This window comes from Shewanella sp. YLB-07, assembly GCF_009377275.1.
In genome coordinates this window covers 557730-570469 of record NZ_VOQB01000003.1, presented here as the reverse complement: position 1 = coordinate 570469, position 12740 = coordinate 557730, and the positions used below count along the sequence as shown (strand labels likewise).

The following is a 12740-nucleotide window of genomic DNA, read 5'->3' as shown; positions in this document are numbered from 1 at the left end:
CAGAGGTTCTGATTTAATTTACTGCGAGTATTAAGAAACAGCAATAAAGAGTCAGTATCAACAATCAGTTTTAGAGAAAATAAGAATAAAAATAACAGAAAGGAAGTCTGATGGAATTTAGTTCACTGATCGCTCACCCTGAGATGCTGCTTATCGTGCTGGCACCTATCTTTTTTATCTGCATCTTGCTGGAATGGTATCTGGGCGATAGGCGAAAGAAATTACCCCATAGTGCGCGCTATCATCTTCCCGAGGTACTGTGTAACTTCGGTCTGGCGGGGATGCATCAAGGGGCGGATATTTTAACGGGCTTGCTCATCGCTAAACTCTATCTGATGTTTTTTGGTTGGCGTTTGTTTGATATCGAGATGAATGTCATCAACTTTGTGTTACTCATGATAGCTCAGGATTTCTGTTACTACTGGTTCCATCGTGCCAGCCACAGGGTACGTTGGATGTGGTCTGCCCATGTAGCCCATCACAGTTCGGAAAGCATGAATTTCAGCACCGCATTCAGACAATCTCTGATGTACCCCTTAGCGGGCATGTGGGTGTTCTGGCTGCCGTTAGTGGTGGTCGGCTTCGATCCAAATTGGGTGGTATTCGTGGTCTTACTCAATCTTGGGCTACAGTTTTTCGTTCATACTCAGGCGGTCAAAACCTTAGGTCCAATTGAGTGGATATTCAATACGCCGTCACATCATAGAGTTCATCACGGCCGCAACCCTCAATACATAGATAAGAATTATGCTGGCGTGTTGATCATCTGGGATCGCATGTTTGGTACCTACGTCAAAGAGGAGGAGACGGTGGAGTATGGCATCACTAAACCTATTAATAGTTTCAACCCGCTAGTGGTCACTTTCAGTGAATGGAAGGAGATGTTTAGGGATGTATTTACGCCTGGATTGTCATTGAAGGCGCGCTTGGGTCATCTGCTATTACCTCCACGAGGCAATAATGAGCCTTAATCATTAGTTGTACAGGCCATTGAGATATTGCTCAATGGCTTTTAACAAAATCAGCCCCCAACAGCACACCCTCCTATAAAACACATCAAGTCTACGGTGAAATTTACACTCTTCAATTTAGTAAACCAATACAAAGAGTAAAGCTGGTTTATAACACTGCTAATTTACACCTGTATGACTTATTATCCCTCGTTCAGCTTAGGCGCCTAGTATAACGCCTGTTAAATCAGCGTTGCTGGTTTGTTTTTTGTTTGGTTTCTGTCGCGTTTTGCGGCGTTTATGACCATTTTTAGGGAAAAGGATTTGTATGAAATTGTTATCGATAGTGATTGCATCTATTTTGAGTTTTGGTGCCATGGCTGGTGAGTCTAATCATATCATTGGCGGTAATATTGGCTATGGCGGCCAAGATTTTGAGGCCGACAATGGTGAGAAGTACGGCGGTGGAGATAGTGTTGGAATCGATGCATATTATCGATATATGCTTAATGACAACTTTGGCCTAGAGGGCAGTATCTTCAGTGGTAGTGGTGGTATTGCAAGTGCATTTACGGGCTTGATCTCTACGGTTGATAATATCAGTTACAAAGGTGTGCGAGCGGCAATATATGGTCAAATTCCGCTGTCTGAAAGTAATAGCCTGTATGCCAAGTTAGGTGCCAGTGCTAATGAGCTTAACTATGATGTTTCAGGTGTTTTCGGTAGTGGCACTACTGAGAGTATTGAAACAGACGGAACCGATTTCTATGGTGCGGTAGGCTGGGGAATACGCTTTCAATCCGGACTAGGGCTCAACCTGGAATACCAGTATGTGCCGATTCAAGAACTCATCGTACAAAATTTCAGCATCGGCATGAGCTATCGATTCTAATGTAGCCTTTGAATGAAGTCTGAGTACATTTTCTTTGTAGGTTGTTGGTATTGGGAAGTGTGTTTAAAGATCTTGTCTTCATTGTTATCTATCGCCTATCCGGCGAGGATTGTGCCTCTTTACTTTGAGGAGGTTCTACGAGTCGCCGCAAGCACTTTCCTGTGGGCTCTGCCAAAACATCTGACTGCCACGGATGGTGGAAATGTCGACAAATGTAAGGAACATTTTTCTGCCCTGTTTTGGAAGCTCACAGCCGCATTATCTACATCGGGTTATTAGTTTCTTCGATTTGGGATTATTGGTTGGTTCGCTAACAAAATAATGCTCTAAAGGTTGTATTATTAGGCATATTTTGGCTGCTAAAAAGTAACACTGCAATTACCTGTCTTTTTTTGACGTCATGGTGCATGGCAGTTCAATGATAGAGTCGATTTTAAGGCGGATAAAATGTTCGACGCTTAGCTGCAAGAAACGTAACATAGGCGTCATCTTTAAATTTAATAGAAAGGGTCAACAGTTGTTGACCCTTTTATATCGCAAACAGATTGGCACTAACTTTGTGTGCGACGTCTCCAAACGAATGGAAGCAGTAGCAGTAATAACCAGCCTAGTGAGCCGCCACTCTTTTTCTCTACAGTATCTGTCACCGACACAGAGATTAAGCTTGAGTCTTTGTTACCGTTGCCGTCATGAACCTCAACTTGAAAAGAGAGTGTTTGAGCACTGCCCCCCACTGTTGGCGCCACTATGCTAAGTTTGTCTGCAGAATCATTAAATGACACACTTGTTCCACCTAGTTGGGTCCATTTATAGCTTAAGGTGTCACCATTAGGATCTGAAGAGACACTGGCATCTAACACTAAGGTTTGGCCTTCTAGGATAGAGCTTGGTGCATCGACTTTAGCGACTGGCTTAGCTTCAGCTACATCGAAGTTGTAAACTTGTTCTAGTTTTTTAGCCGTTGGATTATCGACAATATTGGACAAGGTTAAGCTGTTTTGTGTGCTGGCTTTACGGGGGATAAAATCAAATTTAACATCTTGTCTTGTCATACCGGAAGTCATCTCGACACTCCAATTGATCACATTATCAACCAACTTACCGTCGTGAGTGATGTTGGTCACCTCATGGCCTTCAGGTATCTTGGCTGCCAATTTATAGATTCGGGTCTCCTGAGTTTTATTCGCTTCAATCTTGCTGATTACTGTTTTCGCTACACCTGCCGATAAATCACCTGAAAGGGTTTCTTTTAAGGGCATAATCACATCATCAGCTTTACGCTCGAATACGATTGGTAGTGAAACATCCGCGATCTTATCATCTGAGCTCATCAGTTTAATGACCGCTAACCCCTCATCACCCGCTAACATCTTTTCATCCCAGGCCAAGTTCAAGGCGAAATTTTTCATCTCTCCGCTTAGACTCAGCGACAGATTCTCTGATGTTTCATCATATAGCGTCAGTTGCTTGAGACCGAACGTATCCTCAGAGTCAGCTGCTGAGGCTTGATAGTTTTGCACTAGAATATAGTAATCACCGGGCTGAGGCGCGGTGATCAATACGCTTTCATTGGAGCCTGCAAAGGCGGATTTTGCTATTAAGCTGGTATTGCTGCCATCTTTTTTGTCTAACAAGACAAACATATCGAGATCGGGCGAAGTGGTATAGCTGATTGAACTTCTGAAATAGAGCGCATTATCATCCACCGAAAATTTAAATATCTGTACACCATCCTGTAAGTCATCCAGTGCGCTGCTGACATTTGAGTCCTGTTTTACCTTAGACTCAAAGCTGTCACTTAACTTTAACGATGTGACGCGAGCTGTGAGGCCTGGAAGGTCAATAGCTTTAAGATCTGTGTAGTTACGTTCGTCGGCATCACGGTAGGCATCAATGGTGAGGTGAGTGGGTAAGTTACGTTTAGCTATCTTAGTTACTATCGGCATATTGGCATCTGGATATGCATCAGATGTCAGTGTTAGTTGGCCAAAGCCCCAATCCTCTCCGACATCGGTGACATCTGCTGTGACCGTAATCGCTTGGCTTTCACCTGTTTTTAAACTGAATGTCTCCGGAGAGACCGTCAGTTTAAAGTGGTCTGTGATGCTGGTACTTGTGGCATTCCAGTTACCGTCGCCGGTTGCGGTGACCGTTCGTATCCAGCTGCAAGTATTAACACATTTAGAGTTGGCCATGCTGGGAATATTAAGCTTGTGTGGTTCACCATTGGTTGATGGATTGGCAATCACATAATTCAGTGCTAATTCATCCATGATAAGACCAGTCTTTGCGGCCAGATCAACACGAATACGTCCAGAACCCACATCAAAAGCATCGGCCATGGTGTTCCCGTCGGCTTTTTTCATCCCTTGGGCTGTAGTCGCGGTTAACATGAGTGCTGAGCGGATATTGTCCGGTGTCCAATCTTTATGCGCTGATTTCAGTAGTGCCCCAGCGCCGGCGACATGAGGGCTTGCCATAGAGGTGCCTGACATTAAGGTAAAGTCAGCGGGCTTTGTGCCTGATTTATCGTGACCAAACTGTTGATCAGAATAGGCTGCATAGATATCGGAACCCGGCGCTGCAACAAAGGGAACGATGACATCATTCGTGGCGTTAGGTCCGATTAATGAGCCTGGAGAGAGCACGTCTGCTTCTCTCTCAAGGATTTTTGGTTTAGGATCTATGCGGACTTCCAATACTGGGTTTTCAGCAAGCGTTGCAACTATCTCTAATCCATCAAGGTTACCAATGAAGATAGCTGGGATTGTGCTTTTTTCCAGACTTGACATGGTCAACCTGGTATTCGCTTCACCATCTTTATTGAATACGATAACGGCTGTAGCACCTGCTGCCGTAGCATTATTGACTTTATCGCTAAAGGCGCAGGTTCCTCGTTTAATGAGTGCGACTTTATTTTCGAACGCTTTCTCGGCAAAAGCATTACAGCCTTCAACATTAGTGATATCGAGACTGCCAGCGTATAGGGGAATAGCGGATATGCTCTGTGTTTGTACTGGACCAGAGCCAGGCGTAAAGTCATAGTTGGTGTTATTGAATTCAACGGATCTTGCGACATCTCTGTTATGAGTTGAGTTTGCCACAGAGGTGTACCAAGGTGCATTTTTTTTGGTTGAGTAGGGGACTTGAAATGGACCGCCTGTTCGGGTATTGCCTGCTGCAACGGCGACAAAAATACCTGCATTTCTTGCGCTAAGGAAAGCTTGTTCAGCAGAGCTCTGCCATGGGTTGCCACCTCCACTGATGGAGAAGTTTATGACATCGACTCCATCTTTGATTGTATCATCCAGGGCTTTTAAGATAGCTGTGCTTGAGCAGCCAGCATAGGTATCTTTATCGTCCCCTGGGCTACAGATCTGATAAGCGATGATATTAGCATGAGGAGCGACGCCTGAGATCTGTGAGAACTCAACGCCAGTTTCTATGCCGTCGCCCTCAAGTTTCCCCACCGCACCTTCGACCAGAGGGACATTTAGCAGAATATTACCCGCTGCGGTACTTGCTACATGGGAACCATGACCACCGTAATCCTCTCCGTTTTTGGCTGGTGGTGTATCGCCGAATACAGTTGCATCATCATAGTTATCGGTGATCTCCGAGTAACTATGTATACCGATCAGCTTATCGTTACACATTTCGATGAAATCGGTTTTACAATCGCCAACATAGACACCTTGTCCCCATGGGTTTGTGTGGTCATAACCGTCTTGGCCAATATCGGCGAAGGAGTCATGATCTGAGTTAATTCCGGAGTCAATGACCCCAACAATGACTCCCTCGCCCATGGCTTTGGTACCGGTTGCTGAACCATCCCACACCTTTGGTGAACCGATGAGAGTTTGGCTAACATCGGTTTCTAATCGTTCCAAACGTTCACGCTCAATAAAAGCTACATCCGGAAGCGCTGCAAGTTTAATCGCCTGAGCTTGTGTCATACGAACTGACATCCCGTTAAAAGCATAGCTAAATTGTGTGATGGCCTCGATATTGTGACCTGTAGTGGCTTGGGCCTTCATTAAAAAATGGCTTTGTTTTGATTGCAGGTAACTTCTGTAAGCTTTTACTTCTGATTTTGCTATGTTTAGTTTGCCACTTTGGTGCTTGTTAGTACCTGAGCTATTTTTGACAAACTGTGGGCTGGTTGCTTTTAGTCCGGCGATTTGGCCTTGATAATTCGCTACTGCCGGATCTTTTAATCGAATAATATACACATATTCATGCTCACCTAACCCGGACTCAGGAATAAACTTTACGTTTTCAACAAAATCTAAGCTATTTCTTAGTTTCTGTTTAACGAGTGAGTTTGGAATATTTAGTTCAACGGTTTCTCCGTTTGCAGTTTCAAAGCTTTGAGCTTTGATGCCAGCAGACAACAAAGCCAAGGATATGGCCACTGCTAATTTTTTTTTCATTGTATCTTCCTTAATATGTCAACTTGTCATGTTTACTTTTATTTGTATTTATTATTTATGTGTTACTCACGCACAATGATGTTGGAAACTATCAGTATCATTTACAGTGCGTAAAATATTTACCATGTATTGATACAAAATGAAACAGTTATTAAACGGAGTGTTGAGCGGTATGTTTCTTTGTGTTGCTTTTTTGGTTTGAAATTTAAATGCAAGATTAGTTAATTAGATGGAGCTCTCTTTCTATTCCTTGATCGAACAATCAGGTCTTTAACTACCTTATGTTAACATTTGCGTAACTTGAAATGATTTGATGGCTGCATAATCTGTCTTCATTGATTTTAAATTTCGTACTGGATTGATAAGCCTTTTCAATATTCCATAATCGGCTTATACCGCATTATCTAGATGGTTATTTTTTCGGCGCTTAAGCCTTTCTGGGCATTGACCTTCTTTCATTCGGTAATGGTTACCCCGTAAGAAGTAGCTTTGTCGGTATTTATAGCGGAGGTGCAGTGAAAGCTCATTAGTTTCAATGGCTTGAGGTGGAGTCGTTTGGCAGGTTTTACATTGCGCCAGTTCGATAAACCGTACTTTGGTCAACATTGATACCAGGTTCATGGAGCACCTCTTCGAGTTATTAAAAGTCGGTCCTATATTTACGATACTAAGGTACAGCCAAAATAATAATGCCATAGGAAAATTGTCGATACTTAAAGAGTGTCATGATGGAGTCGACCTAAAATAAAAGAGGCGCTTAACTGAATCGACAGCCTTTGCAATAGAGGCAAATTTGGAACTAACAATGGCCTTAGCTTCTAAGAGATTACTTTTACAAAAATGATACGAAAAATAATTAAATATATTTTATATAAATATTCATTCCTCTATTCTCCTGTTGTTTGAAATAGCCCTTTTAGTTTTAAAGGTAATGAAATTAATGGTTGAACAATATACGGCACCACTTCAAGTGTTGTCTTTATGTTAAGGGTTGTGGGTCAAATGTAACGGATGGCAGGGTTGTATAAAAATGAAATTTTAAAGTAAACACAGTAAATGGTGTATTTACTACTCATTTTTATTACACCGTAAAATGAAATGAATATGAAGTACAATAAAAGAACTGAGACATTCATAGTTGTTAGAATGTATTAATGTCTAAAAATCGTGTCACTAGTTTCTCATATACATAAATCGAAGAGATGAATGATCAGATATAAGTGAGTTCGAGGGCTTAGGTTTCAGGGTGAGGTATCGCGAAGTGATACTCTTCGAACGAGAGGCTGTGGCCGTTAAACTTGGACGTTGTTTGAAACCGCAGAGCGTATAGGGACCGATCTATTTATAAAGATATACAGCGACTCGCAGAGTATCTACATGTGAGGTCACTCATTCACATCTGACCCATAAGGCCTACGATATTCCAGATATCACTCAGGTATTTCCCACGTTCGTGTGGGTCAGATGGGAAATGTCTTGAGATGAAGGGAACATCTCTGACCTTGTGATCGTGACATTCGTAAATCCATTTGCAGCACCTGCTGCAAGCAATAAACATCAATGAAGCTTTGGTATTCGATACAAAACCAAATACCAAATACCAATTCTGCCCAATGAACCCAACCCAAAAGATACTTAACCACTTGTTATCGGACAAGTGGCTAGGATTTGTGATCCTACAAGTTACTTTCTTCCACCATAAAGCCCACTCTGTGGGTGTGGCTCGCTCGGTTGAGAGCTATCTGCCGCAGCACAGCTTGGCTCTATGTGTTCATCTTCATGGTTTTCGGCTTTCTTGCTGATCTTCTGCGCCTGCAAGATAACAAACTTGCCGTTGGACTCCACAGTGGTGCAGTTCTTAAAGATGCGCTGCAGCTTGACGTGATAAGCCAGGTGACGGTTACCTACTACATGCAATATGCCGCCATTTTTCAGTGCGCGCCAGGACTGGAGAAACATCTGCCAGGCAATATGGTCGGTAATAGCTTCGCCTTGATGGAAAGGGGGGTTACACAGAATTAGGTCTGGACGCACACCTTCGTTTAGGTGGGTTAAACAGTCATCCCAGCCGAAGCTGGCTTGCTCACCTACTAAACCTTCAGTGTCTAAGTTATTGAGGGCCCAGTTTTGTCTTGCCGACTCGACAGCCATCTCAGAGTCATCGATAAAATGAATATAAGCTTTGGGAAAGACTTGCTTAGCATGCAGACCCAGTACGCCATTGCCACAACCCAGATCTATGATAGAGGTGAACTCACCCTTAGGCATGTTATCCAGCATGATGCGGGCGCCGATATCCAGCTTGTTAGCGGCGAACACATTACTCAGGTTACTGATCTCTAGCTTTAACTCAGGAATCGACCAATTGACACCTTGGGGCAGGGAGCGAATCTTGCCATCACTGATGCAGGTTATTACTCGGGTTTTCTTCCAGGTAAGGCTGGCACTTGCCGGGCCTAAATTTTTGGCAAACACTTCGAGTAGTGACTTGTTGATCGATTTTGCTTTGGCGCCAATGAGTACCTGAGTTCCTTGAGGTAAAATCTGCGATAGTCGGTTAAGCTGGTGAGCGAAATAAGTCAGATTCTTAGGCAGCTTCATCAATACCAGTTCAACTGAACTGGGTAGTGCTTCACGACTATTAACCCACTGAATATTCTCGCTATTGAGTTTATTCTTGGTTAAGTTTTGCTGGGTACCCAACTGGCTGGTTTTGGCGTCAGTTTCTAATAGAAGTGGCCACTGACTGTCGATAGAAAGAAGACTAGCCGTTAGTGCGCCGAAATTATCATTGATGATAGCCGTGGTGACTGCAGTCTGCTCAATATCAGTCAGATGCTTGATCAGGTGTTCATCTGCAGCATCCCATGCCTGTAGGTTTGATTCCTGTTCACTTGGATAACGATGTAATTCAAGTTCGATATCTGCTACTGAAAATTGAGTTGTCATAAGTCAAACTGTACCAATAAAATGAGGGCGCGCATTATCGCAGATTTAATGGTTGAGGTATATATGGTCGATAGCTCTTGATAATTGTCGATAACTCTTGATATTAGTTGATAGTAAGTCGAATGTTCCATTAACCGCTTAAGGTTTATAATAAGTGATGAAACAACAAAGTTTAGACTTAAATAGACTCACCATCTCTGACTCTGAATTAGACTCTGGCTCTGAATTGGAAGTTGAATCGGAGCCGGTACTGGACAGACGATCAGAGCCTCCGGTAACTTGGGTCAAAGGCTATCTCGCACCAGCGCAACAGATGGCCTTACTGAGAGAGGTTCAAGGCTATCCATTTGAGTCTCCCGAAATCGAAGTCTATGGTAAACGACATCGCATACCCAGATCTCAAGTCTGGTTCGGAGATTCGGGCTGCGATACCAAGTATTCGGGTTTACTGGTCAAGGCGCTTCTCTGGCCTAAATATGCCGACAGACTGAGGCAAAAACTCAAACGGGATTTTAGTCTCGAATCCAACGGCGTGCTGGTTAACCGCTATGTCGATGGCAAGGACTCCATGGGCTGGCACTGTGATAATGAGCCGGAATTCTCAGCAGGCAGTGATATCGCTTCTATTACACTGGGTGCGACTCGAGACTTTATCATCAGAGATAAAGTCACTCATGAGAAGCAAACCTTTGCGCTGCAATCGGGCGACCTCTTGCTCATGCATTGGCCGATGCAAGACAGGTGGGAGCATGCCTTACCTAAGCGTATGAGAGTCACCGAGCCTAGGGTTAATTATACTTTTAGGCGAGTCATAGCAGATTATTTTGGCTAAAATTCTTGATTGTTTTTGACGAGAGTGCCTGATTGTTTTGACTGAGAGTGTCTGTCACTCGACTGGATTTTTATTGTCTCATATCAATCTATATAAACTTGTCGTTAATATAAGGCTAGGAGAGTGTGGCAAACATTGATCTTTTGTGGCTAAGGTATTAACCTGCCGCCATCGTATTTTGCTTGTTTGAGAATATCCCTATGTCAGTAGAGCAACTCATTACCGAAAAACTCACCGCGGCCCTGTCGCCTAGTCACCTGGAAGTGATCAACGAGAGTAATAATCACCATGTGCCTCCGAATTCAGAGACACATTTTAAGGTCATTATTACGAGTGCGGCTTTCGAGGGTAAACGCTTACTTGGCAGACACAGAGCGGTGAATGAGGCGTTAGCCGATGAGTTCGCTAATGGCTTGCATGCTTTATCTATGCACACGTTCACTCCCGAAGAGTGGCTTGTAGAGTCGAATGTCCCTGACTCTCCAAAGTGTAAAGGCTAGAAGCTAGCCCTAGACAATAATACCAGAAGCTAAATTTGGGACTCTAATTAGAATGAGTCCCACAGGCTTTGAATCAAAAATGTAAACCCCGTGTCCACTTTCTCTGGGCCGTATCACGCTTACCGCCTACAGCCTCGTCCCTAGAATCCTAGAACCTTATCGTTTCCCAGCCTGCCTCTGTATCCCTTTATTTCTGCACAAGCTTTTGTTTATCTATCGCAATAATTCTGTTATCAATATGTTAAGTGTGTTTTTGATGTTGAGAAGGGATGAATCAACTAGAGAAGATAACCGAGCTGATTGGCAGAGGGGTGAGCTGGTGTACCCTGTTTATTGTATTGATGACACTCGCGGTAGTGATATTGCGCTATGCCTTCAATACCGGTGCCACGGCGCTGCAAGAGTCTGCCTTATATCTGCATGGCGCCGTGTTTACTTTAGCCGCTGGCTATACACTGAAACATGATGGCCATGTCAGGGTCGATATCTTCTACCGTAAGTTTAGCGTTCGTAGCCGTCATTGGGTGGATTTTCTCGGTACGCTACTGCTATTGATGCCCGTTTGTCTCTTTATCCTCTATTCAAGTTTCGATTATGTTTTAGCATCCTGGCGAGTCGGGGAAAGCTCAGTCGAAGCTAGTGGCTTAGCCTATGTGTATCTGCAGAAGAGTCTGCTGCTCTTGTTGGTCGTCAGTCTATTACTTCAAGGGATAGTTGAACTGGTGCGCCATGGCGTTGCCCTGTTTAACAGTGATGACTGTGATTCTGCGAGTGGGAAAGACGGCAAGTGCGGGGGAGAGCAATAGTGGCTATTGTGCTTTTTATTGTCGTTTGCCTGGTGTTGATGCTTGGCTACCCTGTGGCACTGACATTAGCTGGGGTCGCGCTACTCTTCGCTGGGGTCAGTTCGCTCTTCGGCGTCTTCGACACTAGCCTGCTCGGCGTCCTGCCTAATAGGCTGTATGGCGTGATAAATAATCCCATCTTGATGGCTGTCCCCTTGTTTGTGTTTATGGGCGTGGTGCTTGAGAAATCTAAAGTTGCCGAACAGCTGCTGACTAGCATGGCCGAGTTATTTGGCCAGTTTCGTGGTGGACTTATTTTTAGTGTGTTCTTTGTCGGCATGTTGTTAGCTGCCAGCACCGGGATTGTCGGCGCTACTGTGGTGACCATGGGGCTGATGTCGCTGCCCAGCTTATTAAAGCGTGGCTACGATCCCGCCTTTAGCGCCGGCGCTATCTGTGCCACTGGCACCTTAGGCCAGATAATCCCGCCCTCTATCGCCCTAGTCTTACTCGGCGACGTCCTCTCTAATGCCTATCAACAGGCACAACTACAGATGGGGATCTTCAGCCCGAAATCTGTGTCAGTTGGCGATCTCTTTGCCGGGGCTTTACTGCCGGGTCTACTATTACTCGTGCTGTATTGCCTCTATACCCTATTACTTATTCGTTTTAAGCCTGAGCAGTTTCCCGAGCCTGGGGAGGCGAGGCGAGTGGACCTTGGCTTTATATTGCAAACTCTGGGCGCGCTGGTTCCACCTTTATTACTCATTTTTATGGTATTGGGCTCGATTTTGTTTGGTGTTGCGACGCCTACAGAGGCCGCCTCTGTAGGCGCATTCGGTGCACTGGTTATTGCCCTGATTAAGCGGCAGATGTCTGTTTCGATACTAAAAGAGGTGATGATAAACACGACTAAAGTCACCTCCATGGTATTTCTGATCTTGATCGGTGCGTCCATCTTCTCTCTGGTTTTTCGTGGATTGGGCGGAGATGAGCTCATACATCAAATTTTTAGCAATATGCCAGGGGGCGTTATCGGTGCCACCATATTGGTCATGTTGGTGATTTTTTTGCTTGGATTTATTTTGGACTTCATCGAGATCACCTTCGTTGTGGTACCTCTGGTAGCCCCGATATTACTGAGCATGGGACTAGACCCTATCTGGCTCGGGATCATGATAGCAGTAAATTTACAGACCTCTTTCTTAACGCCTCCATTCGGTTTCGCCTTGTTTTACCTAAGAGGAGTGACTAAAGACTTGGTGACCAGTGGTCAAATTTATCGGGGTGTGATCCCCTTCGTGATTATACAGCTGGTGCTAATGCTGATTTTGAGTGTGTGGCCAGGACTGGTTACCTGGCTACCTAGTGTCATTTATGGATGAGTGTTTATGGACTG

At 44.3% G+C, this 12740-nt stretch carries 10 protein-coding genes; 7 read left to right on the top strand and 3 right to left on the bottom strand.

Annotation, left to right across the window (positions count from 1 at the left end; genetic code table 11):
• Nucleotides 1–110 precede the first annotated feature (110 nt).
• The 3 genes from FS373_RS09310 to FS373_RS09300 all read left to right on the top strand — a co-directional run bounded on the left by FS373_RS09310 (nt 111) and on the right by FS373_RS09300 (nt 2121).
• Nucleotides 111–971 (top strand): sterol desaturase family protein, encoded by an 861-nt coding sequence (locus FS373_RS09310; RefSeq protein WP_144045327.1) that lies wholly within the window; start codon nt 111–113, stop codon nt 969–971.
• Nucleotides 972–1278: 307 nt separating this feature from the next.
• Nucleotides 1279–1842 carry a porin family protein gene (locus FS373_RS09305; RefSeq protein ID WP_144045328.1) on the top strand — a complete coding sequence of 188 codons (564 nt, stop codon included), beginning with the start codon at nt 1279–1281 and terminating at the stop codon, nt 1840–1842.
• 12 nt (nt 1843–1854) lie between these two features.
• On the top strand, nt 1855–2121 hold the full coding sequence (locus tag FS373_RS09300) for a hypothetical protein (protein WP_144045329.1): 267 nt from the start codon (nt 1855–1857) through the stop codon (nt 2119–2121).
• A 272-nt stretch (nt 2122–2393) separates the two neighbouring features.
• On the opposite strand, the gene FS373_RS32560 is transcribed toward FS373_RS09300, so the two are convergent.
• From FS373_RS32560 to FS373_RS09285, 3 genes are all read right to left on the bottom strand, one after another.
• Entirely contained in the window at nt 2394–6275 is a 3882-nt protein-coding gene (locus FS373_RS32560) for a S8 family serine peptidase (protein ID WP_152829298.1), read from the bottom strand.
• Nucleotides 6276–6665: 390 nt separating this feature from the next.
• Nucleotides 6666–6896 carry a hypothetical protein gene (locus FS373_RS09290; protein WP_152829297.1) on the bottom strand — a complete coding sequence of 77 codons (231 nt, stop codon included), beginning with the start codon at nt 6894–6896 and terminating at the stop codon, nt 6666–6668.
• Between the two features lie 1062 nt (nt 6897–7958).
• Entirely contained in the window at nt 7959–9224 is a 1266-nt protein-coding gene (locus tag FS373_RS09285; protein WP_144045330.1) for a methyltransferase, read from the bottom strand.
• Between the two features lie 157 nt (nt 9225–9381).
• Between FS373_RS09285 and FS373_RS09280 the strand changes: the two genes are divergently transcribed.
• From FS373_RS09280 to FS373_RS09265, 4 genes are all read left to right on the top strand, one after another.
• Nucleotides 9382–10056 carry an alpha-ketoglutarate-dependent dioxygenase AlkB family protein gene (locus FS373_RS09280; protein ID WP_144045331.1) on the top strand — a complete coding sequence of 225 codons (675 nt, stop codon included), beginning with the start codon at nt 9382–9384 and terminating at the stop codon, nt 10054–10056.
• Between the two features lie 200 nt (nt 10057–10256).
• The gene (locus FS373_RS09275) at nt 10257–10556 is read left to right on the top strand and encodes a BolA family protein (RefSeq protein ID WP_144045332.1); all 300 of its coding nucleotides are present in this window, start codon (nt 10257–10259) and stop codon (nt 10554–10556) included.
• A gap of 269 nt (nt 10557–10825) precedes the next feature.
• Nucleotides 10826–11362 carry a TRAP transporter small permease subunit gene (locus FS373_RS09270; protein WP_144045333.1) on the top strand — a complete coding sequence of 179 codons (537 nt, stop codon included), beginning with the start codon at nt 10826–10828 and terminating at the stop codon, nt 11360–11362.
• 38 nt (nt 11363–11400) lie between these two features.
• Nucleotides 11401–12726, top strand: a complete 1326-nt coding sequence (locus FS373_RS09265) for a TRAP transporter large permease subunit (RefSeq protein ID WP_152829338.1) — start codon at nt 11401–11403, stop codon at nt 12724–12726.
• Nucleotides 12727–12740: the final 14 nt, after the last annotated feature.